The sequence below is a fragment of the Mycobacterium gordonae genome, assembly GCF_017086405.1.
GTDB classification, from domain to species: domain Bacteria; phylum Actinomycetota; class Actinomycetes; order Mycobacteriales; family Mycobacteriaceae; genus Mycobacterium; species Mycobacterium gordonae_D.
Window position 1 is genome coordinate 2,656,205 of the sequence record NZ_CP070973.1, and the last position, 25,159, is coordinate 2,681,363.

At 66.2% G+C, this 25,159-nt stretch carries 28 protein-coding genes; 16 read left to right on the forward strand and 12 right to left on the reverse strand.

Annotated features, from left to right (window positions below; translation table 11 throughout):
- Nucleotides 1-196: 196 nt before the first annotated feature.
- The 6 genes from JX552_RS11350 (at nt 197) to JX552_RS11375 (ending at nt 6,465) form a co-directional block, all read left to right on the forward strand.
- The gene (locus JX552_RS11350) at nt 197-1,132 is read left to right on the forward strand and encodes a DMT family transporter (RefSeq protein ID WP_205877511.1); all 936 of its coding nucleotides are present in this window, start codon (nt 197-199) and stop codon (nt 1,130-1,132) included.
- A 62-nt stretch (nt 1,133-1,194) separates the two neighbouring features.
- The gene (locus tag JX552_RS11355) at nt 1,195-1,878 is read left to right on the forward strand and encodes a class III extradiol ring-cleavage dioxygenase family protein (RefSeq protein ID WP_205877512.1); all 684 of its coding nucleotides are present in this window, start codon (nt 1,195-1,197) and stop codon (nt 1,876-1,878) included.
- Entirely contained in the window at nt 1,875-2,795 is a 921-nt protein-coding gene (gene miaA, locus JX552_RS11360; protein WP_205877513.1) for a tRNA (adenosine(37)-N6)-dimethylallyltransferase MiaA, read from the forward strand. The genes JX552_RS11355 and miaA overlap by 4 nt, the downstream gene beginning before the upstream one ends.
- Before the next feature lie 66 nt (nt 2,796-2,861).
- Nucleotides 2,862-3,734, forward strand: coding sequence for a diaminopimelate epimerase (dapF, locus tag JX552_RS11365; protein WP_205877514.1), 873 nt, complete (start codon nt 2,862-2,864; stop codon nt 3,732-3,734).
- Nucleotides 3,735-3,780: 46 nt separating this feature from the next.
- Nucleotides 3,781-5,217: a GTPase HflX gene (hflX, locus tag JX552_RS11370; RefSeq protein ID WP_205877515.1), complete on the forward strand. Its 1,437-nt coding sequence runs from the start codon at nt 3,781-3,783 to the stop codon at nt 5,215-5,217.
- A gap of 87 nt (nt 5,218-5,304) precedes the next feature.
- A complete protein-coding gene (locus JX552_RS11375) occupies nt 5,305-6,465 on the forward strand; it encodes an acyl-CoA dehydrogenase family protein (RefSeq protein WP_205877516.1) in 1,161 nt (386 codons plus the stop codon).
- Between the two features lie 3 nt (nt 6,466-6,468).
- On the opposite strand, the gene JX552_RS11380 is transcribed toward JX552_RS11375, so the two are convergent.
- Nucleotides 6,469-7,644, reverse strand: coding sequence for a TerC/Alx family metal homeostasis membrane protein (locus tag JX552_RS11380; protein WP_205877517.1), 1,176 nt, complete (start codon nt 7,642-7,644; stop codon nt 6,469-6,471).
- A 302-nt stretch (nt 7,645-7,946) separates the two neighbouring features.
- On the opposite strand from JX552_RS11380, the gene JX552_RS11385 reads away from it, so the two are divergent.
- Nucleotides 7,947-10,208, forward strand: a complete 2,262-nt coding sequence (locus tag JX552_RS11385) for an LGFP repeat-containing protein (RefSeq protein ID WP_205877518.1) — start codon at nt 7,947-7,949, stop codon at nt 10,206-10,208.
- Nucleotides 10,209-10,220: 12 nt separating this feature from the next.
- Here JX552_RS11385 and lexA read toward each other — a convergent pair whose 3' ends face one another.
- Complete coding sequence (lexA, locus tag JX552_RS11390) at nt 10,221-10,910, reverse strand: transcriptional repressor LexA (protein ID WP_205877519.1); 690 nt, start codon at nt 10,908-10,910, stop codon at nt 10,221-10,223.
- A gap of 294 nt (nt 10,911-11,204) precedes the next feature.
- Here lexA and JX552_RS11395 point away from each other — a divergent pair, with 294 nt between their 5' ends.
- The 3 genes from JX552_RS11395 (at nt 11,205) to JX552_RS11405 (ending at nt 12,841) form a co-directional block, all read left to right on the forward strand.
- A complete protein-coding gene (locus tag JX552_RS11395; RefSeq protein WP_205877520.1) occupies nt 11,205-11,711 on the forward strand; it encodes a LysM peptidoglycan-binding domain-containing protein in 507 nt (168 codons plus the stop codon).
- A 161-nt stretch (nt 11,712-11,872) separates the two neighbouring features.
- Entirely contained in the window at nt 11,873-12,334 is a 462-nt protein-coding gene (nrdR, locus tag JX552_RS11400) for a transcriptional regulator NrdR (protein ID WP_205877521.1), read from the forward strand.
- Nucleotides 12,335-12,355: 21 nt separating this feature from the next.
- The gene (locus JX552_RS11405; protein WP_205877522.1) at nt 12,356-12,841 is read left to right on the forward strand and encodes a peroxynitrite isomerase; all 486 of its coding nucleotides are present in this window, start codon (nt 12,356-12,358) and stop codon (nt 12,839-12,841) included.
- 3 nt (nt 12,842-12,844) lie between these two features.
- Here the strand turns inward: JX552_RS11405 and JX552_RS11410 are convergent, their stop codons facing one another.
- Genes JX552_RS11410 through JX552_RS11420 form a run of 3 tightly spaced genes read right to left on the reverse strand, consistent with a single transcriptional unit; the run spans nt 12,845 to nt 15,605 of the window.
- Nucleotides 12,845-13,531: a PhzF family phenazine biosynthesis protein gene (locus JX552_RS11410; protein WP_205877523.1), complete on the reverse strand. Its 687-nt coding sequence runs from the start codon at nt 13,529-13,531 to the stop codon at nt 12,845-12,847.
- 22 nt (nt 13,532-13,553) lie between these two features.
- Nucleotides 13,554-14,579, reverse strand: coding sequence for an alpha/beta fold hydrolase (locus JX552_RS11415; RefSeq protein WP_205877524.1), 1,026 nt, complete (start codon nt 14,577-14,579; stop codon nt 13,554-13,556).
- 45 nt (nt 14,580-14,624) lie between these two features.
- On the reverse strand, nt 14,625-15,605 hold the full coding sequence (locus JX552_RS11420; RefSeq protein ID WP_205877525.1) for a proteasome assembly chaperone family protein: 981 nt from the start codon (nt 15,603-15,605) through the stop codon (nt 14,625-14,627).
- Between the two features lie 178 nt (nt 15,606-15,783).
- On the opposite strand from JX552_RS11420, the gene JX552_RS11425 reads away from it, so the two are divergent.
- The gene (locus JX552_RS11425) at nt 15,784-16,590 is read left to right on the forward strand and encodes a trypsin-like serine peptidase (protein WP_205877526.1); all 807 of its coding nucleotides are present in this window, start codon (nt 15,784-15,786) and stop codon (nt 16,588-16,590) included.
- Between the two features lie 36 nt (nt 16,591-16,626).
- Here JX552_RS11425 and sthA read toward each other — a convergent pair whose 3' ends face one another.
- Nucleotides 16,627-18,033 (reverse strand): Si-specific NAD(P)(+) transhydrogenase, encoded by a 1,407-nt coding sequence (gene sthA, locus JX552_RS11430; protein ID WP_205878376.1) that lies wholly within the window; start codon nt 18,031-18,033, stop codon nt 16,627-16,629.
- 112 nt (nt 18,034-18,145) lie between these two features.
- On the opposite strand from sthA, the gene JX552_RS11435 reads away from it, so the two are divergent.
- Entirely contained in the window at nt 18,146-19,201 is a 1,056-nt protein-coding gene (locus JX552_RS11435; protein WP_205877527.1) for a DUF4192 domain-containing protein, read from the forward strand.
- A 17-nt stretch (nt 19,202-19,218) separates the two neighbouring features.
- Here the strand turns inward: JX552_RS11435 and JX552_RS11440 are convergent, their stop codons facing one another.
- The 3 genes from JX552_RS11440 to JX552_RS11450 all read right to left on the reverse strand — a co-directional run bounded on the left by JX552_RS11440 (nt 19,219) and on the right by JX552_RS11450 (nt 21,584).
- Nucleotides 19,219-19,911, reverse strand: a complete 693-nt coding sequence (locus JX552_RS11440; protein WP_205877528.1) for an iron-dependent transcriptional repressor DtxR — start codon at nt 19,909-19,911, stop codon at nt 19,219-19,221.
- Between the two features lie 146 nt (nt 19,912-20,057).
- Nucleotides 20,058-21,029 carry a sigma-70 family RNA polymerase sigma factor SigB gene (gene sigB / locus JX552_RS11445; RefSeq protein WP_065134405.1) on the reverse strand — a complete coding sequence of 324 codons (972 nt, stop codon included), beginning with the start codon at nt 21,027-21,029 and terminating at the stop codon, nt 20,058-20,060.
- A 147-nt stretch (nt 21,030-21,176) separates the two neighbouring features.
- Nucleotides 21,177-21,584 carry a DUF3099 domain-containing protein gene (locus JX552_RS11450; protein ID WP_205877529.1) on the reverse strand — a complete coding sequence of 136 codons (408 nt, stop codon included), beginning with the start codon at nt 21,582-21,584 and terminating at the stop codon, nt 21,177-21,179.
- A 76-nt stretch (nt 21,585-21,660) separates the two neighbouring features.
- Between JX552_RS11450 and JX552_RS11455 the strand changes: the two genes are divergently transcribed.
- Nucleotides 21,661-21,900 (forward strand): DUF3039 domain-containing protein, encoded by a 240-nt coding sequence (locus JX552_RS11455; RefSeq protein ID WP_205877530.1) that lies wholly within the window; start codon nt 21,661-21,663, stop codon nt 21,898-21,900.
- Nucleotide 21,901: 1 nt separating this feature from the next.
- On the opposite strand, the gene JX552_RS11460 is transcribed toward JX552_RS11455, so the two are convergent.
- Both JX552_RS11460 and JX552_RS11465 read right to left on the reverse strand, forming a co-directional pair.
- Entirely contained in the window at nt 21,902-22,897 is a 996-nt protein-coding gene (locus tag JX552_RS11460; RefSeq protein WP_205877531.1) for a YihY/virulence factor BrkB family protein, read from the reverse strand.
- A 65-nt stretch (nt 22,898-22,962) separates the two neighbouring features.
- Nucleotides 22,963-23,148 carry a DUF7455 domain-containing protein gene (locus tag JX552_RS11465; RefSeq protein WP_055578419.1) on the reverse strand — a complete coding sequence of 62 codons (186 nt, stop codon included), beginning with the start codon at nt 23,146-23,148 and terminating at the stop codon, nt 22,963-22,965.
- Between the two features lie 126 nt (nt 23,149-23,274).
- On the opposite strand from JX552_RS11465, the gene JX552_RS11470 reads away from it, so the two are divergent.
- Nucleotides 23,275-23,655: a DUF952 domain-containing protein gene (locus tag JX552_RS11470; RefSeq protein WP_431195944.1), complete on the forward strand. Its 381-nt coding sequence runs from the start codon at nt 23,275-23,277 to the stop codon at nt 23,653-23,655.
- Here the strand turns inward: JX552_RS11470 and JX552_RS11475 are convergent.
- Nucleotides 23,640-24,011: a RidA family protein gene (locus JX552_RS11475; protein ID WP_205877532.1), complete on the reverse strand. Its 372-nt coding sequence runs from the start codon at nt 24,009-24,011 to the stop codon at nt 23,640-23,642. The two genes, JX552_RS11470 and JX552_RS11475, sit on opposite strands and share 16 nt — an antisense overlap.
- Nucleotides 24,012-24,095: 84 nt before the next feature.
- On the opposite strand from JX552_RS11475, the gene JX552_RS11480 reads away from it, so the two are divergent.
- Together JX552_RS11480 and JX552_RS11485 are read left to right on the forward strand one after the other, a co-directional pair.
- A complete protein-coding gene (locus tag JX552_RS11480) occupies nt 24,096-24,551 on the forward strand; it encodes a DUF4352 domain-containing protein (protein WP_205877533.1) in 456 nt (151 codons plus the stop codon).
- 136 nt (nt 24,552-24,687) lie between these two features.
- The gene (locus JX552_RS11485; RefSeq protein ID WP_205877534.1) at nt 24,688-24,996 is read left to right on the forward strand and encodes a hypothetical protein; all 309 of its coding nucleotides are present in this window, start codon (nt 24,688-24,690) and stop codon (nt 24,994-24,996) included.
- Nucleotides 24,997-25,159 lie beyond the last annotated feature (163 nt).

Here is a 25,159-nt window from a genome sequence, read left to right on the forward strand (position 1 = left end):
TACCGTTACCTAGGACGCTCCGGTCGGACTTTCACAGCTGCCGCATAGCTGGTTCTGGGAGGATCTGAGCTCGGTCGGAAAGTCTGAGCGGAGCATTGTCACTGTTCAGAGCATGGGCAGAGCCATAGAGTATTCGATGAACCGCCGGCGAACATCGCGGGAACGCCGGTGGTGACGTTGGGAATTGAGGGTCGCCATGTCAATGGTCGGAATCGCCGCGATAATCGCGTTGTTCGCAGCGCTGGCATCGGCCACCGGGGATGTGATTCGCCAGCGCTCAGCTCACGAGATCACCGACGAAGAGGTTGGCCACCTCAAGCTGTTCGGCATGTCGCTGCGCGATGCCAAATGGTGGACCGGCGGCGGGTGCGCGGTGCTCAATTACAGCCTGCAGGCCATGGCGCTGGTGTGGGCATCGGTGATGCTGGTGACGGCGCTGCAGGTGACGGCACTGCTGTTCGCTTTGCCGATCTATGCCCGGCTGTCCCATCACAAAATCACCCGGTCGCAGTGGTTGTGGGCGAGCCTGCTGGCCGCGTCTCTTGCGGTGGTGATCATCGTCGGTGATCCGACCGCCGGCCATGACCGGGCGCCGCTGAGCACCTGGATAGTCGTCGCGGCCGTCATGGGGCCGATCTTGGTGTCGTGCGTGGTCGCCGCGAAGGTGTGGTCCGGCCGACCGCAGGCGGCGGCGCTGCTGGCGTTGGTGGCGGGTTCGTCGCTGGCGTTGTTCGCCGTTCTGACCAAGGGAGTGGTCGACGTCCTGCACCACCACGGTCTCTGGGCCGCCGTGAGCGCCCCGGAGTTCTTCCCGTGGCTGGTGGTGATGCTATGCGGAATGATCTTCCAGCAGTCGGCCTTCCGCGCTGGTTCGCTGACCGCCTCGTTGCCCACGATGACCGTCGCCAAGCCCGTGGTGGCGACGACTCTGGGAGTCCTGGTACTCGGCGAGACGTTGGAGGCCGATGGCCCGGAAGCCATCGTGCTGGCCATCGCCGCTGCGTCGGTGATCATCGCGACGGTGGCGCTGGCCCGCGGCGAGGCCGCCAACATGGAAGCCGACGCCGAAGAAGCTCACCTGGCCGGCGGCCCGGAAAAGGGCGCTGCGGTCATCACTGCCGCCGACGGTTGACGCGAGGCTCGGACGCCGCGGCCCCGGACACCCCCGGGTTGCGGAGGCGTTAGTTTGATGGCGTGCTGAGTGCCGTCGCTATCGTCCCGTGCGCACCGGTGCTCGTGCCGGAACTCGCCGGAGCTGCCGGCGCCGAAGTCGCCGACCTCGCGGGAGCCGTCGTCGCCGCGGCAGCGGTATTGCCGAGGCGGTGGGTCGCCGTGGGAATCGATCGGGTGGACGCGGTGGTGACTCGGGACAGCGTCGGCACCTTCGCCGGCTTCGGCGTCGACGTGCCGGTCCGCCTGTCGCCGGAGCCGGGCGTTGTCAGGGGCATGCCCTTGTGTGCGCTGATGGCGGCCTGGGTGCGTGGCCGGGCGCGACCCGACGGCTCCGCCGAAGTCCGTGTCTACGCAGCCGACGCAGACCCCGTCATGGCCGTGGCCCACGGTCGGCGGTTGCGGGCCGACATCGACGCACAGACCGACCCGACCGGTGTGCTGATCGTGGCCGACGGTGCCAACACCCTGACCGCCAGGGCGCCCGGCGGTTACGACCCCGGCGGCGCCGGTGCTCAGCAACTCCTTGACGACGCGCTGGCCGCCGGCGATGTCGCGGCGCTGAGTCGCCTGCCGCGGCGCATCCTCGGCAGGGTCGCTTTCGGCGTGCTGGCCGGGCTGGTCGAGCCCGGGCCGCGCTCGGCCAAGGAGCTCTACCGCGGCGCGCCCTACGGGGTCGGGTACTTCGCCGGCGTCTGGCAGCCGTGAGACCGCTGGCGATCATCGGCCCGACGGGCGCCGGCAAGTCGGAGCTGGCGCTGGATGTGGTCGAACGGCTCGGCGGTGCGGCGGAAATCGTCAACGCCGACGCGATGCAGCTCTATCGCGGCATGGACATCGGCACAGCCAAGCTGCCCGTCGACCGGCGCCGTGGTATTCCACACCATCAACTCGACGTCCTCGACGTCACCCAAACCGCGACCGTGGCCCGCTATCAGCAGGCGGCGGTCGCCGATATCGAAGCCATCCAGGGCAGGGGAGCAGTGCCGGTCGTGGTCGGCGGCTCCATGCTCTACATCCAGTCGTTGCTGGACAACTGGACGTTCCCCGCGACCGATCCGGCGGTACGGGCGCGCTGGGAGCAGCGGCTGGCCGAGATCGGCGGCGCCCGCCTGCACGCCGAACTTGCCCGATGCGACCCGGCCGCGGCGGCCGTCATCCTGCCCACCGACGGCCGGCGTACCGTGCGTGCGCTAGAGGTGATCGAACTCACCGGGCAGCCCTTCGCGGCATCTGCACCGCGCATCGGTGCCCCCCGATGGGGAACGGCTATCGTCGGATTAGATTGCCAGACAACAGTTCTCGATGACCGTCTGGCGCGGCGCACCGAGCTGATGTTCGGCGCAGGGTTGGTCGATGAGGTACGGACGCTGCTGGACCGCGGGCTGCGCGACGGGGTCACCGCGTCGCGGGCGCTGGGTTATGCGCAGGTGCTGGCGGCCCTGGATGCCGGCGGGACGCCGCAACTGCTGAGCGAGGCGCAGGAGCAGACCTTCATCGGCACCCGCCGCTACGTGCGGCGCCAACGATCCTGGTTTCGCCGCGACCACCGCGTGCACTGGATCGATCCGACGGCTGCCGATGCCGTCGATCAGGCGGTGCGGAACTGGCGGCACGTAATCTGATCTGGTGAAGCGCGCCGGCGACGAAGATGCCGGCCCGGATCGAGTCGGCATCAAGGAGCGGCGCCCATGAAGTTCGCCAAGGGCCACGGCACCCAGAACGACTTCCTGCTCTTGCCCGACTTGGATTGTCGGGCTGCCCTGTCCTCTGCGAGGGTCGCCGCCTTGTGCGACCGGCGCCGCGGCCTGGGCGCCGACGGTGTCCTGCGGGTCACGACCGCCGGCGCGGCGCGGGGCGCCGGAGTTCTGGACCGGCTGCCCGACGGGGTCGCCGAATCCGACTGGTACATGGACTATCGCAACGCCGACGGGTCGACCGCCCAGATGTGCGGCAACGGGGTGCGTGTGTTCGCGCACTATCTGAGGGCCAGCGGTCTGGAATCGCGCGATGAGTTCGTCGTCGGATCGCTGGCCGGGCCGCGACCGGTCACCCTGCACCACGCCGATGCGACGGAGGCCGAAGTCGCCGTGGACATGGGCAAGGCGAACAAGCTGGGCACCGGCCACGCGGTGGTGGGTGGCCGGCGGTTCACCGGCGTGGCCGTCGACGTCGGGAACCCGCACCTGGCGTGTGTGGATCCGCAGCTCACACTCGACGCCCTGGCGGCACTGGACGTCGCGGCGCCGGTGCAGTTCGACACCAAACAGTTCCCCGAGGGCGTCAACGTCGAGGTGCTCACCGTCCCCGTCGATGGCTCGGTCGGCATGCGGGTACACGAACGCGGCGTGGGTGAGACCCGCTCCTGCGGCACCGGAACGGTGGCGGCCGCCGTCGCAGCGTTGGCGACCACCGGCGCCGAGACCGGCGTGCTGATTGTGCGGGTTCCCGGTGGTGAGGTCACCGTCACGATCACCGAAGCGACGAGTTTCCTGCGCGGGCCGTCCGTACTGGTGGCGCAGGGTGAGGTGAGCGGGAAATGGTGGCGCGCCCAAGAGCGTTAAATCGGATGCACGACGCCCATTCGGCGTGCAACATTGCTCATTGCCTATGAAAAATTCTGACTCACATTCTGAATTTCCCGATCCCACCGGACCGGAACCCAGCACCGGCGAGCTTGCCCTTGAAGACCGTTCGGCGCTGCGCCGGGTCGTCGGGCTGTCGACGGAACTCACCGACATCTCCGAGGTGGAGTACCGCCAGCTGCGGCTGGAACGCGTGGTTCTGGTCGGTGTCTGGACCGAGGGCAGCGCGGCCGACAATCAGGCCAGCCTGGCCGAGCTGGCGGCGCTGGCTGAAACGGCCGGCTCTGAGGTGCTCGAAGGGCTGATCCAGCGCCGCGATCGCCCCGACCCGTCGACCTACATCGGCTCGGGCAAGGCCCAGGAGCTCCGCGAGGTCGTGCTGGCCACCGGCGCCGATACCGTGATCTGCGACGGTGAACTGTCGCCGGCGCAGCTGACCGCGCTGGAAAAGGCCGTCAAGGTCAAGGTCATCGACCGCACCGCGCTGATCCTGGACATCTTCGCCCAGCACGCCACCAGCCGGGAAGGCAAGGCGCAGGTCTCGCTGGCGCAGATGGAGTACATGCTGCCGCGGTTACGCGGCTGGGGTGAGTCGATGTCGCGGCAGGCCGGTGGTCGAGCCGGCGGCAGCGGCGGCGGTGTGGGTCTTCGTGGCCCGGGTGAAACGAAGATCGAGACCGACCGGCGCCGCATCCGCGAACGCATGTCCAAGCTCAGGCGCGAGATCAGGGCCATGAAGCAAGTCCGCGACACTCAGCGCAGCCGGCGCCTGCACGCTGACATGCCGTCGATCGCCATCGTCGGGTACACCAACGCCGGCAAATCCAGCGTGCTCAACGCGCTGACCGGGGCCGGGGTGCTGGTCCAGGACGCGTTGTTCGCCACGCTGGAACCCACCACCCGGCGCACCGAGTTCGACGACGGACGGCCTTTCGTGCTGACGGATACAGTCGGTTTCGTCCGGCACCTGCCCACCCAGTTGGTCGAGGCGTTCCGCTCCACCCTGGAAGAAGTCGTCGACGCGGATCTGCTGGTGCACGTCGTCGACGGCTCCGACGTCAACCCGCTGGCCCAGATCAGCGCGGTCCGTCAGGTGATCTCGGACGTGGTCGCCGACCACGGGGCCGAGGCGCCGCCGGAATTGGTGGTGGTGAACAAGATCGACGCCGCGGGTGATCTGATGTTGGCCAGACTGCGGCACGAACTCCCCGGCGCGGTGTTCGTCTCCGCCCGCACCGGAGACGGCATCGACGCGCTGCGGCGGCGGATGGCCGAACTTGCGGTGCCGACCGACACCGCCGTGGATGTCGTCATCCCGTACGACCGCGGCGACCTGGTGGCGCGGGTGCACTCCGACGGGCGCGTTCACCAGGCCGAACACCAGGCCGAGGGCACCCGAATTCAGGCGCGGGTCCCGGTGGCGCTGGCCGCTGCGCTGCGTGAGTTCGGGTCGGAAGCCTAGGCGGCGGACGTGCCCACCGACCAACCGCCCGGTTGGTATATGTTGGGCGTAAGAGTCTTCCACCTATGACAGCCGGAGGTCGCACCCATGGGCAGCGCCGTCAAGTACCAGCGCACACTTTTCGAACCCGAGCACGACCTGTTCCGGGAGTCCTACCGCGCCTTCCTTGATCGCCACGTCGCGCCGTATCACGACGAATGGGAGAAGGCCCACATCGTCGACCGCGGGGTGTGGCTCGAAGCCGGCAAACAGGGTTTCCTGGGCATGGCGGTACCGGAGGAGTACGGCGGCGGTGGGAACGCGGATTTCCGGTACAACACGATCGTCACCGAGGAGACCACCCGTGGGCGCTACAGCGGCATCGGGTTCGGTCTGCACAACGACATCGTCGCGCCCTACCTGCTGCACCTGGCCACCGACGAACAGAAGCAGCGCTGGCTGCCCAAGTTCTGCACCGGTGAGTTGATCACCGCGATCGCGATGACCGAGCCGGGTACCGGCAGTGACCTGCAGGGCATCAAGACCCGGGCGGTCAAAGAGGGCGATCACTACGTGCTCAACGGTTCAAAGACGTTCATTACCAACGGAATCAATTCCGATCTGGTGATCGTGGTGGCGCAGACCGACCCGGAAAAGGGGGCGCAGGGCTTCAGTCTGCTGGTCGTCGAGCGCGGCATGGAGGGCTTCGAACGCGGCCGCCACCTCGACAAGATCGGATTGGACGCCCAGGACACCGCCGAACTGTCGTTCACCGACGTCAAGGTGCCGGTGGAGAACCTGCTCGGTCAGGAGGGGATGGGCTTCATCTACCTGATGCAGAACCTGCCCCAGGAACGGATCAACATCGCCGTCATGGCCGCCACCGCGATGGAAAGCGTGCTGGAAGAGACGCTGCAATACACCAAGGAGCGCAAGGCTTTCGGCAAGTCGATCGGCAGCTTCCAGAACAGCCGGTTCCTGCTGGCCGAATTGGCCACCGAGGCCACCGTGGTGCGCATCATGGTCGATGAGTTCCTTGCCCTGCACCTTGAGGGAAAGCTGACGGCCGAGCAGGCCGCCATGGCCAAGTGGTACGCCACCGAGAAGCAGGTTCACCTGGTCGACCGCTGCCTGCAATTGCACGGCGGTTACGGCTATATGCGTGAATACAGTGTTGCCCGTGCCTATCTCGACGCCCGGGTGCAGACCATCTACGGCGGCACGACCGAGATCATGAAAGAGATCATCGGCCGCGGACTCGGCGTGTAACGGCTAGCCCGCTTCGCGGTGGGCATCGTGGACGCGTTGCAGTAGCGCCGCGAGTTCCTCGTCTTGCTTGACCTTGCCGTTGAATCTTGCTGTCAGCGTGTCGATCTCGTGTTCAGCCTGCAGTAGTTCGGCATAGGCATTGGCGCGTTGTACCGGATCCTGCGCATGGGTCAGATACTCCGCTGCGTGCCGGCGGGCCCGGCTGACGGCGTTCTGCCTACGTCCGCGAGCCGAAAACAACGACACGACCGTCGTTATGACCAAGACGGCGACGATCACCAACAGCGACACCGTGATGCTCAGCTCTACTACGGGAACCGGTTTGCCGTGGTTGATGAACGACAGGTTGTTGCCGTGCAACGCTTCCAGAATCAGCTTCACGCCGATGAAGCCCAGGATCACGGCCAGGCCGTAGGTCAGATAGACCAGTCGGTCGAGCAGGTTGTCGATCAGGAAGTAGAGCTGGCGAAGACCCAGCAACGAGAACGCGGTTGCGGCGAAAACCAGGTAAATGTTCTGAGTCAGACCGAACATTGCCGGGACCGAATCGAATGCGAACAACAAGTCGGTGCCGCCGACGGCGACCATGACCAACAGCAGCGGGGTCATGACCCGTCTACCGTCCTCGACGACGAACAACCCGTCGCCGTCGTATTCCTTCGACGTCCGCAGGAAGCGGTTGGCCAACCGGATGATCAGGTTGTCGGCGGTATGGTCTTCTGCCTCCGCCGGTTTGGCGAGCTTGCCGGCCATGACCAGCAGCCCCAGGCCGAACAGGTAGAAGACCGAGTTGAAGTTGTTGATGAGTGCGCCGCCCAAGATGATGAATACGGTCCGAGCGACCAACGCGAACGCGATCCCGAATAGCAACACCTTCTGCTGTGCCACCCGCGGAACTCCGAAACTGCTGATGATGACCAGAAATACGAAAAGGTTGTCCACTGAGAGGGCTTCGTTGCTCAGGTAGCCCGCGAAATATTCGATTGCCATACGCGGGCTGCCCACGACGGCGACGCCGATACCGAAAAGCACCGCAATCCCGATATAGGTTGTCGACCAGATCGCGGCTTCACGTAGCGTCGGCACGTGCGTGTTGCGTACCTGGAAGGCGTAGTCGAACAGCATCAACCCGGCGATCAGGACGATGGTGATGGCCCAGCCGAGTCCGGAAACGCCCATGCGCGCTGGTTTTCCTCTCACGGGGTCGGCCGGCATGCCAGGCGGGATATTGTCTCCGGCACGGTAACCCAATGGCTGTCCCTGGCGCAGCGCGGTTTCTCGCGACTCGAGCGCGGCGCGGCATCAATTCGACATCGGCTCGGTATCCGTTTCCGCACTATGTACGATTTGACTTCGCATATCTCGTTCGCTAGAGCAAAGTTATGCGAGCCCGGTAGCGATGCGCATCGTGGCTGGGAAACGGCCCACGGCGGTGAATCCGCCTGCTCGCCAGGTGGGCAGGGCATCGGCTGGGAGGCTTGGTGAACGGGCAGAGGGGTCAATTGAGCAAGTTGGTTGGACGTGCGCTGGCGGGCCTGACGGCCGCCACGTTGGCCACCGGGTTGGCCCTGGCGTTGCTGGCGCCCACCGCGGCTGCGTCGCCCATCGGCGACGCCGAGGCGGCCATGATGGCCGCGTGGGACAAGGCCGGCGGTGCCGCGTCGACGCTCGGCGCCAGAAAAGGCGACGTCTATCCCATCGGGGACGGGTTCGCCCTGGACTTCGACGGCGGCAAGATGTACTTCACGCCGGCCACCGGCGCCAAGTACATGTTCGGCCCGATCCTGGACAAATACGAGTCACTGGGCGGTCCGGCCGGTAGCGACCTCGGTTTCCCGACCATCAACGAGGTTCCTGGACTCGCCGGACCCGACAGTCGGGTGAGCACTTTCGCGGCCAGCGACAACCCGGTGATCTTCTGGACGCCCGATCACGGCGCGTTCGTGGTCCGCGGCGCGCTCAACGCCGCGTGGGACAAGCTGGGCAGCTCGGGCGGGGTGTTGGGAGCTCCAACCGGGGATGAAACCTATGACGGCGAGGTCGCGACTCAGAAGTTCACCGGCGGGGAGGTGTCCTGGAACAGGAAGACCAAGGAGTTCGCCACCAACCCGCCGGCGCTGGCCGACCAGCTCAAGGGCCTACAGATCGCGATCGACCCCACGGCCGCCATCAACATGGCCTGGCGTGCCGCCGGTGGCGCGAACGGTCCACTGGGCGCCAAGAAAGGGGGCCCCAATCCGATCGGCGGCGACGGCATCGTTCAGGAGTTCAACGGCGGGAAGATCTTCTTCAGCCCGGCAACCGGCGCCAATGCCGTCGAGGGCCCGATCCTGCAGAAGTACGAGTCGCTGGGCGGTCCGGTCAGCAGCGACCTGGGCTTCCCGGTCGCCAACGAGGCTGACGGCGGTATCACCCCCGCCAGCCGGATCGCCACCTTCTCCGCGGCCGACAAACCGGTGATCTTCTGGACTCCCGAGCACGGCGCGTTCGTCGTGCGCGGGGCGATGAAAGCTGCGTGGGACAAACTCAAGGGGGCCACCGGCAAACTCGGGGCGCCCGTCGGCGACCAGACGGTGGACGGCGATGTGGTGTCGCAGAAATTCACCGGCGGCAAGGTCTCGTGGAATCGCGCGAAGAACACTTTCACCACCGATCCCGCCAACCTTGCGTCCCTCTTGTCCGGCCTGCAGGTGTCGGGGCAGAACCAACCCAGTACGTCCGCCTCACCGCCCTCGGGCAAGACGTTCACCTTCCATTGGTGGTGGTTGGCGGCGGTGGTGCCGGTGCTGCTGCTGGTCCTGATGGTCGTGTTGGTGGTGTTCGGCCTGCGCCGCCGTCGGGCCGCTCGCGAGCTGCCTGCCTACAATCACGGACACGACGTGGCCGAGGAGTTCGGTGCCGGCCCGGACGGCCGCTGGACGCACGATGACGTCGATTATGGCTCCGAGCGCTTCCCACCCGTCGAGCACCACCCCGAAGATCACGAGGTGCCGGAGTACGGCTCCCCGGGACGGGTGAGTTGGTCCAGAGCGGGCGGGGCTGCGGTCGAGTACGACGAGCACGACGAGGGCGCATACGTCGACGATTACGCCGCGGGCGCCGAGGAGGACTCCGAGTTCGGGGAGTATGACGAGGTCGACGAACTCGAAGGTTTCGAAGACCCCGACGCGGTGGACACCACCCCGACGCCCATCGTGACGCGCGGCGCCTTCGGCCAGCTCGTCGAGGGTGGGCCCGAGGTTACGGAAGCGGTTTCGCCGGAGCACTTCGCGGTGGAGTCGTCGGTGCCGGCAACCCAGGGTCCCGCGGCGCCGGACTTCGCGGTTCCCGAAGCCCCCCCAGAACAGGAATTCCCCGACATCTTCTACCCCCGGGGAGGCCCCGTGGAGGACGAAGTGCCCGACGTGGGGGCCCGGGGCGCAGCCGAGACGCCCGGGCCGAGGAAGGGGCGGCATGCCGCCGCCGATGACCCGGGCTACGCGCCGGCTGCAGCGGAGGCGGCTTACGCCGCGGCACCGCAGGCCGCAGTGCCGGTGACGGACGGTGCGGCGTCACGCCCCACCATTCACCTGCCATTGGACGACGACCCCTACCGCGCTCCCGATGGCTACCCGATCAAAGCCAGCGCCCGGTTCGGCCTGTACTACACGCCCAACAGCGCGCTGTACCACGACACGCTGGCTGAGCTCTGGTTTGCCAGCGAGACCGTCGCGCAGGCTAACGGGTTCGTCAGAGCCGACTGAGGGTCTGCGCCGCTATACCTTGCGGATGACGGTGACGACCTTGCCGAGCACGGTCGCGTCATTTCCGGGGATTGGATCGAATGCCGGATTGTGCGGCATCAGCCACACCTGACCGCCTGCCCGCTTGAACGTCTTGACCGTAGCCTCGCCGTCGATCATGGCGGCGACGATGTCGCCGTTATCCGCGACGTGCTGCTGACGCACCACCACCCAGTCGCCGTCGCAGATGGCGGCTTCCACCATCGAGTCGCCGACGACCTTGAGCAGGAACAGCGTTCCCTCGCCGACCAGTTCACGCGGTAACGGGAAAACGTCCTCGACGGCCTCCTCGGCCAGGATCGGACCGCCTGCGGCGATGCGGCCCAACACCGGGACGTAGGTGGGTTGCGGCAACGCGTCCGACCCGGCCACCTCGGTGGTGGGCGGTGTCACCGCGTCATCGGCCGCGCGCACGTCGACGGCCCGGGGCCGGTTGGCGTCGCGGCGCAGATAACCTTTTCGCTCCAGGGTCCGCAACTGATGGGCCACCGAGGAAGTCGACGTCAGGCCGACGGCGTCACCGATCTCCCGGATGCTCGGCGGATAACCGCGAGTGGTGACTGAAGCGCGGATGACTTCGAGGATGGTGCGCTGGCGCTCGGTCAGCGTCGCGTCCACGGCGTGCAATCGGTTGTCCGCTGGGGGGTCGTTGCTGTCGCTCATGCCACTGAATGTAACCGGACCCGACCGAAGAATCAAACATGTGTTCGACACGCGTGTCGCCGTGCCGGGACGGCCCGCCTCGCCACCCCGGATCTGCGGAATCACAAGTGTGTAACTTTCGGCCGGATCGGGTATCCGGAATTCATCCAGCTGGTTGCACCGACAAAGCCTTGTCGGTGGTGAGGTCTACCGTTTTGCTCGTACGACACGCGTCGCTCAGGTGTTCGAAATCGAACACCTGAGCGACTAGGGTCGAACACACGAGCGATATTTCGTCGACCGGAGGCAACCGACATGACAATCAGTTACGCGGGCCCGCAGCGCACCTGGAACTCCCAGCGGCTGGTGACCAGGCCTGCCAACAGGCCGATCGACGAGTCGCCTGCTTACCGTGCCGGGCAGAGCCGGTCGAACAGGCCTGGTCCGGCGCGTCCGGGCGGCGCGCCGCTGCGCTACTTCGGCACCGGCGTCGCAATGTCGACGGCATCGCACCGGCGCCGTCCGGTCTCCGCGTTGACGACGATGGGTCTGGCCCTGCTGGCCGGCGTCACCACGCTCTGGCTCGGGCTGATGGCCAACTTCGGCAGCGTGCTGAACGACGAACCGGCCGACACGGCGGCGCAGGTGCCCGCGGCGCTCGCCGTGGTGCGCGTGGAACCAGGGGAGTCGCTGCAGCAACTGGCGACGCGGGTCGCACCCGGCGCGCCGGTTCATGACGTCGTGGAACGCATCCGCAATCTCAATGCGTTGGACTCCAACGCGGTGTCCGCCGGCCAGACGTTGATCGCCCCGATCGGGTGAACCGCACGGTAGCGGGTGAATAACGCGCCGCGCCAACGTCCCTCGGCCGTCATCGTCGGCTTCGGGACCAATAGCGCCAACGTTGGCCACACCAGGAGCCGCACAGGTACTCTCGTGGGGGTTCTGCGGTACCCCACGTCAGGCGCGGCGAAGGAGCGGCTATGCACTGCCCGTTCTGCCGGCATCCCGATTCCCGGGTGATCGACTCGAGGGAGACCGACGAAGGTCAGGCCATCCGCCGCCGCCGCTCGTGTCCTAAGTGCGGGCGCAGATTCACCACCGTCGAAACCGCCGTTCTGGCCGTGGTCAAGCGCAGTGGCGTCACCGAGCCCTTCAGCCGGGAGAAGGTGATCAGTGGCGTACGCCGGGCCTGCCAGGGGCGTCAGGTAGACGACGACGCGCTGAACCTCCTGGCGCAACAGGTGGAGGATTCGGTTCGTGCCGCAGGCCCGGAGGTACCGAGCCACGAGGTCGGTCTTGCCATCTTGGGTCCGCTGCGTGACCTCGACGAAGTCGCGTACCTGCGGTTCGCTTCGGTGTACCGGTCGTTCTCCTCAGCCGACGACTTCGAGCGGGAGATCGAAGCCCTGCGCGCCCACCGCAACGTGTCGACGCCGGGCTGAGCGTAGCCCTAGGCTCCTTACATGCCGAAAGACCTACATCCCGACCTGGAAGCACTGGCGCCGTTGCTGGGCACCTGGTCCGGGAAGGGGGCGGGGGAGTACCCCACCATCCAGCCGTTCGAGTACTTCGAAGAAATCGCCTTCACGCACGTGGGAAAGCCGTTTCTGGTCTACGCGAAAAAGACCAAGGCGGCCTCCGACGGCAGACCTCTGCACGCCGAATTGGGTTACCTGCGCGTGCCTGAGCCGGCGAAGATCGAGTTCGTCCTTGCTCATCCCAGCGGAATCGCTGAGATCGAACTGGGCACGTACACGGTTGTCGACGGTGTCGTCGAACTGGAGTTGGCGACCAGCGCGATAGCACTGACCCCGACCGCCAAAGAAGTGACGGCACTGAGCCGCTCCTTCCGGATCGCTGGTGACGAGCTCTCCTACTCGCTGCGGATGGGCGCGGTGGGGCAGCCCGAGCAGCATCACGTGGCCGCGGTGCTCCACCGGGAAAGCTGAACGTCAGCCCGCCTGCCGCGCACCGTCGTCGACAACTCGCCCGGCGACCCGCACCCAACCGTCCGCGCTCCAGGTGGTCCAGATCAGCGATCCCAGCCCCTGCGTGATTACGAGATCGCGGCTGAGGTACTCGGTGATCCGCACCGCCGCAGAGCCGGTCGCCTCGTCTTCGGCCACCCCCAAATTCGACGCGAACATCCGGCTGCGGATCGACCCCGACCCCTCGTCGGACCACGCCCAGAGATAGTGTGCGACGTCGTCGGGAAAATCGGCGGGATCGGCCTGCAGCACCGCCTCTGGTGAGTCCATATCGTGGATGGCGAACTCCGGAGCCCACTCCGCCGGCGCACTGATCGCGGTGAGGTCGTCGACATAACTCACCCGGACGAGGCCGGCGGGCACATGCAGGGTGTTGATCGGCGTTCCGCGCCGCAGCAACCACCACGACGCTCCGACGCTCGGGTGGCCGGCGAAGGGCAACTCGGTGCGTGGGGTGTAGATGGTCGCCTGCGCGGTTGATGCGCCCGCATTGGGCGGATCGACGAAGACGGTTTCGCTGTAACCCAATTCGGATGCGACACGCTGCCGATCGGCGGGGTCGACCAAGCTGGCGTCGACCACACCCAACGGATTGCCGAAGTTTCCGTCAGCGTCGGTCAACACCCGTAGGACGGTGACGTCGATGCTCATGGCCCGACGATACGACGGCCGGTCAGGTGGCGCTGCGCTCGTCGGCTCCCATGGCGTTCAGAACCGCGACGCGGGTGTCGGTGGGTCCGGACACGGTGCGCTCACCGCCACCACTGCGCAGCAGCTCCCGTAGGGCTGCCTGGTCGTATTCGGGTGGCTCGGTGGTGTCGATGAAGCGTTGGACGATGTCGAGGAACCTGGCCGGGTCGTCGTGGAATGGGAAGTGGGCGGAATTCTCGAAGATTTCGAGTCTGGATCCGGGCATCGCGGCATGCGCCATGTGGGCATGCCGGACCGGAATCACCGAGTCCTTCTCGCCCCAGATGATCTGCACCGGAATCGCTTCGGTCAAATAACATCGGTCGAGCATGGTGACGATCTGGCCACGCCAGTCCACGACCGCCCGCAGGGTGCGGGTGAACGCCGAGGACGCCGTCGGCTCCGGCAGGTCGTTCAGGATGCGCAGCATGTTGGGCAGATCTCGGCCGATGGCCGTCGAACCGAGCGCGAGCCCCGCCACCTGACCCAGAAACTGCACGGCCGGCAGCACCATCGGCAACCGCAACAGCGCCAACGCCTCGGCGCCCATCGGCAGCGACGCGAACCGCAACGCGATGTTGACGTCCTTGGTGACACCCCCGGCGCCCACCAGGATCAGCCGGTCGACCAGATGCGGGAACTGGTAAGCGAATTGCATGGCGACACCGCCGCCGAGCGAATGACCGACGATGGTCACGCGTTCGATGTCCAGCACGCTGAGCAGGTCGCGCATTCCGTTGGCGTAGGCGGCGGCGGAGTAGTCGGCGCGAGGCTTGTCGGATTTGCCGTGGCCCAACAGGTCCGGAGCGATCACGGTGAAACGCTGCGCCAGCTTGGCGTGGACGCCGGTCCAGGTGGTCGAGTTGTCGCCGATGCCGTGGATCAGCAGGATCGCTGGACCGGATCCCGCGATCCGGAAGGCCCGCTTATAGCCGTGAATGGTGCGGAACTGCAGCGACGGGGATGTCACTTCGCGCACCGGGCGGAGATTGCGCGTCCGCTCGGTCATGTTCGGCAACCTCGTTGTCGGGCCGGGTAGGCGTATCGGAAGCAGTTACTTCGGATTGTCGTCGTCGTCGAATTTCTTCTCAGCCTGCTGAGCCAGGAACCGCTCGAATTCGGCGCCAAGCTCATCGCCGCTAGGTAGGTCCTCGTCGTTGGTCAGTAAGGACCTGTTTTCCTGAGCGTCAATGAACGCATCGTACTGGCGCTCGAGTGCGGCCACCACTTGAGCCACTTCCGCGCTGCCTTGAACCTGTTCGTCGATCTTGGCCCGAATCTCGGTGGCCGCATCGGTAAGTGCGGTGAGCGGCAACTCCAGCGATCCGGTCTTGGCGACCTGCTCGAGTAGCGCCTGGGCGGCGGCCGGGTAGTCGGTCTGGGTCAGGTAGTGCGGGACGTGCACGGTGAATCCGACGACCTCATGACCGTGCTGTGCCATGCGGTACTCCAGCAGGTTCGAAGCGCTGCCGGGAACCTGGATTTCGGAGATCCACGGTTGAAATTCCGCGATCAGGGCCGCGTTGTTCGAGTGCGCGGTCATGGTGACGGGCCGAGTGTGCGGAACAGCCATCGGCACCGTGCCCAGACCGATGGTCTGGCGCACTCCCAGCCGTTCGGCGAGCAGTCGCACCGCGGTGATGAAGCGCTCCCACTTCAGGTCCGGCTCCATGCCGGCCAGCAGGAGAAACGGGGTGCCGACGGAGTCGCGCAGCGCGTACAGGCTCAAATCTGGGTCGTCGTAGTGGGTGAAGTGATCGGTCTTGAACGTCATCAGTGGCCGGCGCGAGCGGTAATCCAGCAGTTCGTCGATGGCGAACGACGCGACCAGTTCGGTATCCAGCGCCGCTCTCAGGTGCCGCGACGCCAGCCGAATCGCGTGACCGGCGTCGGAGAAGCCTTCCAGGGCGTGTACCAACACCGGGCCCCGGCCGTCGGACGTGGACAAGACAGGCGCCGGAAACTCCAGTTCGTACATGCTGGGTTGTCCTGGCTGGTATTCCTGTGCCTCTTCGGGGTCGTAGTGATCGGACATTGGTGCTGCCTCCTCTCAGGTTCTCCAAGGTCTCTCTAGGGTGCCCTGTCCAGTCTCCCTCAATCGATCGGGCTCTCCAGTATCGGTGACCCGAGCCTTTTGCTGCACCAGGTGTCAACGCACGGGGCTGACTTTCTATTCGCTTGCCAGCACGCCCGGTCAGGCATGATGGAATCCGATGCGCGCCGTGACGTCGATTCTCTGCCTGCTGGTGAGCCTGGCGGTGTTGGTGACGTCATGCGCCCGGCCGGTCCATCATGGGTCCGTCGCCGGCTCGTCCGCGCCGCGGCCGGGCAGCTCGGTGCAGCGGTTGAGCGACCCGGAGAATCCGGCGCCGGATCCGCGGGTCGGCGCGATCTTTCGCGGGACGGCGCGGGAGGGCGGCAACCTACACGTCTGCACCGGGTCGGTGGTGCATTCGGCGGGTGGTGACCTGGTGCTGACGGCAGCGCACTGTCTGCTCGGTGAGTTGGACGCCACCTTCGTGCCCGGGTTTGCAGGTGAGGCGACGACCACCGACACGTTCACCGTCGACGAGGTGTTCTTCGACGCCCGGTGGGTCGCCAGCCGGGATCCGCAGGCGGATTACGCGATCGCCAAGGTACGCGGCACCGGATCGGTGGAGGGCCGGGCCGGCGCGGCACTGACGCTGGGGACCGCACCGCCGGCCGGCAGCCGGGTGAGTGTCACCGGTTACCCCGCCGGTGTCGGCGGCCGGCCTGTCGCCTGTCAGGGCACCACCAGCGTCACCGAAGACGGGTTCCCGTCCTTGCCTTGCCAGGGCCTCGTCGACGGAACCAGTGGCGCGCCCTGGATGAGCGGGTCGACGGTCGTCGGGGTCGTCGGTGGGTTCGAAGGCGGCGGTTGCACCGAGAACATCTCGTACTCCGCGCCCTTCGATGAGCGCACCGCGCAGCTCCTGGCCCGCGCGCAAGCCGGCGGTCCCGGTGACAGCCCCCCGGCCGACTACGACGACACCTGCTGAGGTTGCGACACCGGTGGTGACCCGCTGCGCTCGTCTTCAGCGCCGGAACTGGTGCAGCGCGCGCATCTTGTTGGTCACGTCCAACGCCGCCACCTTGTATGCCTCGGAGAACGTCGGGTAGTTGAACACCGCATCGACCAGGTAGTCGACGGTGCCGCCGCAGCCCATGACCGCCTGCCCGATGTGCACCATCTCGGTGGCACTGGTGCCGAAGATGTGGGCGCCCAGCAGGGTGCGGTCGGTGGTGGAAACCAGCAGCTTGAGCATGCCGTAGCTGTCGCCGGCGATCTGGCCGCGGGCCAGTTCGCGGTAGCGGCACACGCCCACCTCGTACGGGATCGAGTCCTTGGTCAGCTCCACTTCGGTCTTGCCGACATAGGACACCTCGGGAATCGAGTAGATACCGATGGGCTGCAGTTCGGTGATGCCCTCGGTGGGTTCGCCGAAGGCGTAGTAGGCAGCCAGCCGGCCCTGGTCCATCGAGGTGGCGGCCAGCGCCGGGAAACCGATCACGTCGCCGACGGCGTAAATGTGCTCGACCTTGGTCCGGAATTGATCGTCGACGAAAATCCTTCCGCGATGGTCGGATTCGAGACCGGCATTCTCGAGGCCCAGGTGCTCGGTCTGGCCTTCGCGGCCGGCCGAGTACATCACCGTCTCCGCGGGAATCTGCTTGCCGCTGCCCAGGGTCGTCACGGTTCCTGACGAGCCGACGTCGACGGCGGTGACCTCCTCGCCGAACCGGAAGGTCACCGCGAGGTCGCGCAGGTGGAACTTGAGCGCCTCGACGATCTCCGGGTCGCAGAAGTCGAGCATGGTGTCGCGCTTCTCCACGACGGTGACCTTGGTGCCCAATGCCGCGAACATCGACGCGTACTCGATGCCGATCACGCCGGCGCCGACGACCACCATCGATGTCGGCAACGACCGCAAATCGAGAATGCCGTCGGAGTCCAGTACCCGGCTCTCGTCGAACTCGACGCCCGACGGGCGTGCCGGCTTGGTGCCGGTGGCGATGACGATGTAGTCGCCGCTGACCGTCACGCGCTCGCCCTGGGCGTCTTCCTCCACCAGGACGGTGTGCGGGTCGATGAAGCGACCGTGTCCCAGCACCAGGTCGATCCGGTTTCGCATCAGCTGTGAGCGCACCACGTCGACCTGCTTGCTGATCACGTGCTGAGTTCGGGCCAGCAGGTCGGCTGGGGTGATCTTGTCTTTGACGCGGTAGCTCGCACCGTAGAGCTCGCGCTGGCTCATGCCGGTCAGGTAGACGACCGCCTCGCGCAGGGTTTTCGACGGGATGGTGCCGGTATTGACGCAGACGCCGCCGACCATCCGGCCACGCTCGACGATCGCGACCGACTTGCCCAGCTTGGCTGCCGCGATCGCGGCCTTCTGGCCGCCGGGCCCGGATCCGATAACGACCAGGTCGTACTCGCGCATCGAAGTCATGTGTAGACGATAGAGCCCACAGTCGCGACTTTCTCCACAAGCGGGCGGCTGAATCACGTTGCGCGAGCGCAAAGTGACGGTGCCGATCGCCACCGTGGACGCCATGACTACGCATCGATCACGCTTTGAATTGAGCCGCCCCGCCACTTTGATCGCCGCGCTGCCGGCCATCCTCGGCTTTGTGCCGGAGAAATCGCTGGTGTTGCTGACCCTTGAGGACGGCGGTCTGGGGGCGGTGCTGCGGGCCGACCTGTCCGACGACCTCGGCGAGCGGGTGGACCAACTGGCCGAGCTCGCTGCCGCGGCGGATCCGGCCGCGGCCATCGTGGTGATCGTCGACGCCGAGGGTGCGAATTGTCCGGGGTGCAATGAGGAGCACCGGCGGTTGTGCGAAGCGCTCACCGACGCACTGGAGCGGCGCGGCGTCGAGCGATATGCGGCGCATGTGGTGGACCGGGTCGTCGCGGGCGGGCGTTGGCATTGCGTGGACGGGTGCTGCGCGGGCGGCGAGATCGACGACCCTTCGGCGTCGCCGCTGGCGGTCGCGGCGGTCGTGGAAGGCCGCCGCCTCTATTCCCGGCGTGCCGACCTGCAGGCGGTGATCGCGTTGGACTCCCGGCGCAGCGCGGGAGTGGCAGGGGCGCTCGAGCGGGCGGCACTTGCGCGCGAGATCGCCCACGGCAGCGATCCCGCCGCCTGCAGCCGTCGCGATGTGGAAAACGCGATCGCGGCCGCTGCGCGGGTGAACGGCGGGGAGTCGTTGTCGGACTCCGATGTGGCCGAGGTGGGCTGCGCGCTAACCGACGTCCAGGTACGTGACACGTTGTATGCGCTCGCCGTGGGGGAGGACGCCGACGCGGCTGAGTCGCTGTGGGCGTTGCTGGCGCGCGTGCTGCCGCAGCCCTGGCGGGTGGAGGCCCTGGTATTGCTGGCGTTCAGCGCCTACGTGCGCGGCGACGGGCCATTGGCGGGGCTGTCGCTGGAAGCGGCGTTGCGCTGCGACGCGTCGCACAAGATGGCTCGCATGCTGGATCAGGCATTGCAATCAGGCTTGCGGCCCAACGACATTCGGAGACTGGGCGGCACGGGTTACCGACTGGCCGAGCAACTCGGGGTGCGGTTGCCGCCGCGACAGTCCTTCGGCCAACGTGCGGGCTGAGGGGGATCGGGATGTGGTCAGACCTTCTCGACCTTGACTGCGTGTGCCATTTCGTGTGGCAAGGTGACGTTCTCGTGACCGGGGATCAGGATGGTGACCCCGCCACTCTGACCGTTCTCGACGGTGACGCGCGCGTTGGGCACCACGCCCGCGTCCTTGAGCCGGGCGATCAGGTCGATGTCGCCCTGCACGTGCTCGGTGAGCTGGCGGACCACGACAGCGACCGTCGATCCGGGCGGCAGCTCCGTCAACCGGACCAGGTTGACCTCGTCGGCGCCCGAGTCAGGTCCGACGCCGAGGTCCAGCAGACCGGGAATCGGGTTTCCAAACGGCGACGTTGTCGGGTTGTTGAGCACCTTGACCAGTCGGCGCTCGACGTCCTCGCTCATCACGTGCTCCCACCGGCATGCCTCGGCGTGCACTTCCTCCCAAGGCAACCCGATGACGTCGACCAGCAGACGCTCGGCGAGGCGGTGCTTGCGCATCACAGAAATGGCCAGCGCCCGACCCTTGTCGGTGAGTTCGAGGTGCCGGTCGCCCGCGACGCGGAGCAAGCCGTCGCGTTCCATACGGGAGACGGTCTGGCTGACAGTCGGTCCACTCTGCTCGAGCCGTTCGGCAATACGGGCACGCAGCGGCGTCACGCCCTCTTCTTCGAGGTCGTAGATCGTCCGCAGGTACATCTCGGTGGTATCGACCAGGTCGTTCATTCAGCATCCTCCGTTGCCGCCGAGTCTACTTCGCCAGCCGCGCGAGTGGTTCGTCCAAAACGCCCCACCGCAGCAGTATGCCCGCCGCGCATCCGCGGCGGGCACACCGTGTCCTCCAAGCTTGCCAAAATGGCTTGGGTCACACCTCAGCTGGCGTAAGACCGCAGCCGGTCAGCCCGCTCGCCGTGGCGCAACTTGCACATCACGTCGCGCTCGATCTGGCGAACCCGCTCACGCGACAGGCCGAACAGCTTGCCGATCTGGTCCAGCGTGCGCGGCTGCCCGTCGTCCAGACCGAAGCGCAGCCGGATCACCTGATGTTCGCGTTCATCGAGCGTGGCGAGCACGCTGCGGATGTCGGTGTGCAGCAGTTCGGCGATCACCGCGTTCTCCGCCGACATGGCCTCGGCGTCTTCGATGAAGTCGCCCAAGGGCGCTTCTTCCTCGGAGCCGACCGGCATGTCCAGGCTCACCGGGTCACGGCTGTGCTCGAGCAGGTCGTTGATTTTCTCGATCGGGATGCCGGACTCGGCGGCCAGTTCCTCGTCGGTGGCTTCCCGGCCCAGGTTCTGATGCATCTCGCGCTTGATCCGCGCCAGCTTGTTGACCTGCTCGACGAGATGGACGGGAAGCCGGATGGTGCGGCTCTGGTCGGCCATGCCCCGGGTGATCGCTTGCCGGATCCACCAGGTGGCGTAGGTGGAGAACTTGAATCCCTTTGCGTAATCGAACTTTTCCATCGCCCGAATGAGACCGAGGTTGCCCTCCTGGATCAGATCCAGCAACGGCATCCCTCGACCCGTGTAGCGCTTGGCCAGCGACACGACCAGCCGCAGGTTGGCTTCCAGCAGGTGACGACGCGCAGCCTGCCCATCGCGAACCACTGCGGCGAGATCACGTTTCCGGTTCTCGCCGAGACGCTTCCGGGTTTCGAGCAGATGCTCGGCGTACAGCCCGGCCTCAATGCGCTTGGCCAACTCGACCTCGTCGGCGGCGTTGAGCAACGCCGTCTTGCCGATGCCGTTCAGGTACACGCGCACCAAGTCTGCAGCTGGGCTTTGAGCATCCAGATCGCCGTCGAACCGGCTTGTGGTGGCCCGTGTAGTGAGTTCGGCCATTACGCCCTCCCGATTGGCTTGTCTTGTCATGTGGTTAACGAGAAGCCCGCCGGTTGAGTTCCCACCCCTTCGTCATCTCACACCCCGTGACGTGCACAAATACGGCGATGACCTGAGAATGTCCTGAGAAGTGGCGCCAAGGGACGGTTAGTCGGAACCGTCCGGGTCGATTGTCTGCGCGTCGGGCCGCGGGGCGACGTGCGGTCGCGGCTCCAGGGCCGGGCGTTCGGCAGTGGGAAACAACGGGGTGCGTTGCCGGGCGTGGTCGAAGCGTCGTGGCTCGTCGGCGCTGCGCGGTGGTCGGTCGTTGGCGATCAGCACGGCTATCCACGGCAACGGTATGGAGGCCGCCACGATCAGCAGCGACACCAGGCCGTTGTGCCAGGCGCCGTAGGCGAGAGCGGCCAGCAGCAGTGCCGGTATCCGAAAAGCCATGATGGACAAGTACTTGCGTACCCGGGCGCGGTGCTGCACCTCGTAGGACGGTGCGGCGGCAGTGATCAGTACCGGCCGGCCCTCGTGGTCGAAGCCGTCGAACTGCGGGCCCCGCTTCATACCTCCACTGTTGCATACCTAACCGTTTCCCGTTTCCCCGGTGTCTGGCGGCAGGTCAGGAGGCAGAATATGACGGATGGACACCCAGACGATCGAGCGCACCGACACCCGCGAACGCACCGACGACGGGACCGGTAGCGACACGCCGAAGTACTTCCACTACGTCAAGAAGGACAAGATCGCCGAAAGCGCGGTCATGGGTAATCACGTTGTCGCGTTGTGCGGTGAAGTATTTCCCGTCACCCGGGCCGCCAAGCCCGGCTCGCCCGTGTGTCCGGACTGCAAGCAGATCTACGAACGACTTAAGAAAGGCTGACTCAGGCCTTCGGTTCCACCGGGTCAGGCGCCGCCATCGCGGCGGTGTTGGACTGCGGTGGCGCGGGATCGGATGAGCCCGATAGGGCGGCGGTACGACGGACCAGCCAGGTGCGTAGCCGGTGTGCATGTGTCGCCGGCGCCGGCCATTCCTCCTGGATGGCGGCATTGAGTTCGGCGCCGATCATGATCGAGAAGCCGCCGAAGAACGCGAACAACAGGAAAGCGATCGGTGTGGCCAGCGCACCGTAGGTGTAGCCGGTGCTGCCGATCCACCGAAGATAGAAGCGCAAGCCGAGGGTGGCGACCAGAAACACCACCGAGGCCAGCACGGTGCCCGGTATCAACCGGTGCGTCGGCAGCGGGACCGGCAGTGCGACCCGGTAAAGCACGGTCACCCCTGCCATCAGACCGAGGATCAACGCCGGGTAGTAGCCGTAGTGCAGCAGATTCTGCAGACCCGGCGGGATGTGCTCGCTCACCTTGCGCGGACCTACCACCGCGACCGGCGCGGTGATCACCACGAACGCCAGCATCAGGATGTACAGGAACAGGGCGAAGAAGCGCTGGCGCACCGGGTGACGCAAGGGCGTCTGGTCGTGGGCCTCGACCACGGCGTCGACGAACGACGAAATGGCCGACGAGCCTGCCCACAGCGAGATCAGGAAGCCCAACGACGCCACCTCACCGCCCGCCGTGGTGGTGATGTCGCGGATGGAGGGCTCGATGATCTCGTTGACCACGTTGGGAGAGAAGAAGTTTCGCGCGGTCGACAAGGTGCTCTTGATGATGGACGACAGCGTGTCGGCGCCGAACAGCGGCGCCACCCAGGCCAACGAGCCCAAGATGCCCAGCAGCAGCGGCGGCGTCGAGAGACAGGTCCAAAAACCGGCTTCCGCCGATTCGGAGAAAATAGAATCGTCCCAGGCCTTGGACAGCGTCCTACGGCTGATTTGCCATACGCGGTGGCGGGACGGTTTTGGGACCTGGTCGCTCATACCCGTCCAGCATTGCCCATCAGACCTCGCACGCGCGACATTGGGCCGGGCGAGTTCTGCAGCAATTACTGGCCGCTGACCTCCAGCACCGCCGCCAGCTCGGCTAGCTTGGCTTCGTGCTTGTTGGCGTGGTGCTGGCAGAAGAGGAGCTCAGCGCCCGAAGGCAGCTTGGCGCGGACCCGGGCGGCAGCGCCGCAGCGATCGCAGCGGTCTGCTCGAGTGAGCTCGGGACTGGTCAGAGTTGCGTTCATGGCTCCTCCGTTCTGGCGGTAATTTCACTCTGTCAGACGTTCGGAGTTTTCGCCTTGTTCCCCGACCGTTATGAGGTGTGTCGTTTCTCACGAATATTTGCCCACAAATGGGGGTCCATAATCACCGTGTCGAAAATTGGTCCGATACTGGTTCGTTTGTGCTCTGAGCAGGAATGGGAGGCAGCTCGGGAACGGGGCTGGTTTCCTCCCGAGTCTGCCGGACCGGACGTCGAGGCGTTCGTCCATTTGTCGACGGTCGAGCAGGTTCATCTGCCGGCCAACCGGCTCTACCACGGCCGCCGCGACATGATCCTGTTGCACATCGACCCGTCGGCGCTCGACGCGCCCGTCCGGTGGGAGCCGGGAGTGCCGACCGACCCGCAGTCCATGCTCTTCCCGCACTTGTACGGACGGCTGCCGGTGGACGCGGTCATCAGGTCGGCGGCGTACCTGCCGGGCGCCGACGGGAGCTTTCCGGCTCTGACCGGGATTCAGGACCCGAGGTAGGCGTCCGCTTCGATCTCCACCAACAGTTCGGGTGCGATCAGGGCCGACACCTCGACCATGGTGGTGGCCGGACGGATCTCTCCGAAGACCTCGGCATGCACGTCACCGACTTCGCGCCAACGGGAGATGTCGGTCACGTAGATGCGGGTGCGAATGACGTCGGCCAGCGTCGCACCGGCCTGCTCCAGGGCAGTCTCGATGCGACTCAACGCATCTCGGGTCTGCGCGGCAAGGTCGGGACCGCGGCCGGTGGTGCCGGCGACCGCGACCATCGGCCCGACGCGCACCGCTCGGGAGTAACCGACGACCGACTCGAAGGGGGAGTCTGACGGGACGTTCTGGCGGCTCGCTGGCATGAGCGACACCGTACGACGGTGGCTGGTCGCTTCACCCGCTTTACCTGCTTTACCCACGCGGCACCTGCTGGTAGCTGTGCTTGGGTGCGCAGCAAGGCCGGTGTGGCGTGTCTCGTGGTTGCCGTAGCGACCTCGGGTTGCTTCGGCGCGCGGCATGATTCGGCGCCCTCGCTCAACGATGAAGTCCGGCTCGGCGAGTTGGCGTTGACCGTGACGACGATCAGCCTCGGGGTACCGACGACCGGCCACCGAACCGCTCAGGGCGTTTTCGCCGTCGTCAACCTGAAAGTCCAGAACCTGGGGGATCGGCCGCGATCTGTCTTCTGCCAGGACCAGACGCTCAGAGATCGCGCAGGCAAGAGATATGCGAACGTCGTGAACCTCGACTCGCCCGGGGACCTCGTCCGGGTGGGTCCGGGTACGACAGTTCTAGTGAAGTGTGCGTTCGACGTGCCCAGCGGCACGCTGCCCGCCGCAATCGAACTGCGCGACTCGCCGTACTCCCGGGGAGTGACGGTGACGCTGCTGGGCGGAGGCTGACACCTAGTCCAGGTAGTCGCGCACTAGGGGCCGGTTAGCGCTGTACGTGAGCTGCGAAAACGCAGGTCATCACATAGCGGCAATCGCGCCACTACCTTGGATTGGCCGGTGCTCTCGATCGAGAGGTAGCCCAACCATGACCATCACGCCCGAATACATCGACAGCGCCTATGCCTACGTTCCGATCCCGGCCGGCGCGGTCGCCGACGAGTGGGCAGAAAACGGTCAGCGAGCAGGTTACTCGCGGTCACTGACATGGCGCACCTATGAAGGCCCTGCCGGTGTGTGCGTCCTGATCGACGGCCGCCAACAGACCGACGGCACCTTCACCCGCCACATCAGCCTGTGGGGCGTGGCAGACGGCGCTCCCCTGACCGGTGAGCAGGCCCTTGAGACCGCCAAGCTTCTCGTCCGGGCCGCCGACGAGCTGGGTCGGCTACAGTGAGCGCCCTGCCCGATCTCAGCTACCTGCGCCAGGAGCTGATACGTCGCGTCGAACAACACCCCGCCCGCACGTGGTCAGCCGATCTTCTTGCCGCCTTGATCGCCGTCTTCGATCTTGAGTTCGGGGTACCTGCGCAGGTTGATCCTGTTCGGAAACTTCACCT

What these genes read in the sequence shown, in the direction of transcription:
- JX552_RS11350 (WP_205877511.1), top strand. Translation starts at nt 197, where the DNA reads ATGTCAATGGTCGGAATCGCCGCGATAATCGCGTTGTTCGCAGCGCTG.
- dapF (WP_205877514.1), top strand. Translation starts at nt 2,862, where the DNA reads ATGAAGTTCGCCAAGGGCCACGGCACCCAGAACGACTTCCTGCTCTTG.
- hflX (WP_205877515.1), top strand. Translation starts at nt 3,781, where the DNA reads ATGAAAAATTCTGACTCACATTCTGAATTTCCCGATCCCACCGGACCG.
- JX552_RS11375 (WP_205877516.1), top strand. Translation starts at nt 5,305, where the DNA reads ATGGGCAGCGCCGTCAAGTACCAGCGCACACTTTTCGAACCCGAGCAC.
- JX552_RS11380 (WP_205877517.1), bottom strand. Translation starts at nt 7,644, where the DNA reads ATGGGCGTTTCCGGACTCGGCTGGGCCATCACCATCGTCCTGATCGCC.
- lexA (WP_205877519.1), bottom strand. Translation starts at nt 10,910, where the DNA reads ATGAGCGACAGCAACGACCCCCCAGCGGACAACCGATTGCACGCCGTG.
- JX552_RS11395 (WP_205877520.1), top strand. Translation starts at nt 11,205, where the DNA reads ATGACAATCAGTTACGCGGGCCCGCAGCGCACCTGGAACTCCCAGCGG.
- nrdR (WP_205877521.1), top strand. Translation starts at nt 11,873, where the DNA reads ATGCACTGCCCGTTCTGCCGGCATCCCGATTCCCGGGTGATCGACTCG.
- JX552_RS11405 (WP_205877522.1), top strand. Translation starts at nt 12,356, where the DNA reads ATGCCGAAAGACCTACATCCCGACCTGGAAGCACTGGCGCCGTTGCTG.
- JX552_RS11410 (WP_205877523.1), bottom strand. Translation starts at nt 13,531, where the DNA reads ATGAGCATCGACGTCACCGTCCTACGGGTGTTGACCGACGCTGACGGA.
- JX552_RS11415 (WP_205877524.1), bottom strand. Translation starts at nt 14,579, where the DNA reads ATGACCGAGCGGACGCGCAATCTCCGCCCGGTGCGCGAAGTGACATCC.
- JX552_RS11420 (WP_205877525.1), bottom strand. Translation starts at nt 15,605, where the DNA reads ATGTCCGATCACTACGACCCCGAAGAGGCACAGGAATACCAGCCAGGA.
- JX552_RS11425 (WP_205877526.1), top strand. Translation starts at nt 15,784, where the DNA reads ATGCGCGCCGTGACGTCGATTCTCTGCCTGCTGGTGAGCCTGGCGGTG.
- sthA (WP_205878376.1), bottom strand. Translation starts at nt 18,033, where the DNA reads ATGCGCGAGTACGACCTGGTCGTTATCGGATCCGGGCCCGGCGGCCAG.
- JX552_RS11435 (WP_205877527.1), top strand. Translation starts at nt 18,146, where the DNA reads ATGACTACGCATCGATCACGCTTTGAATTGAGCCGCCCCGCCACTTTG.
- JX552_RS11440 (WP_205877528.1), bottom strand. Translation starts at nt 19,911, where the DNA reads ATGAACGACCTGGTCGATACCACCGAGATGTACCTGCGGACGATCTAC.
- sigB (WP_065134405.1), bottom strand. Translation starts at nt 21,029, where the DNA reads ATGGCCGAACTCACTACACGGGCCACCACAAGCCGGTTCGACGGCGAT.
- JX552_RS11450 (WP_205877529.1), bottom strand. Translation starts at nt 21,584, where the DNA reads ATGAAGCGGGGCCCGCAGTTCGACGGCTTCGACCACGAGGGCCGGCCG.
- JX552_RS11455 (WP_205877530.1), top strand. Translation starts at nt 21,661, where the DNA reads ATGGACACCCAGACGATCGAGCGCACCGACACCCGCGAACGCACCGAC.
- JX552_RS11460 (WP_205877531.1), bottom strand. Translation starts at nt 22,897, where the DNA reads ATGAGCGACCAGGTCCCAAAACCGTCCCGCCACCGCGTATGGCAAATC.
- JX552_RS11465 (WP_055578419.1), bottom strand. Translation starts at nt 23,148, where the DNA reads ATGAACGCAACTCTGACCAGTCCCGAGCTCACTCGAGCAGACCGCTGC.
- JX552_RS11475 (WP_205877532.1), bottom strand. Translation starts at nt 24,011, where the DNA reads ATGCCAGCGAGCCGCCAGAACGTCCCGTCAGACTCCCCCTTCGAGTCG.
- JX552_RS11485 (WP_205877534.1), top strand. Translation starts at nt 24,688, where the DNA reads ATGACCATCACGCCCGAATACATCGACAGCGCCTATGCCTACGTTCCG.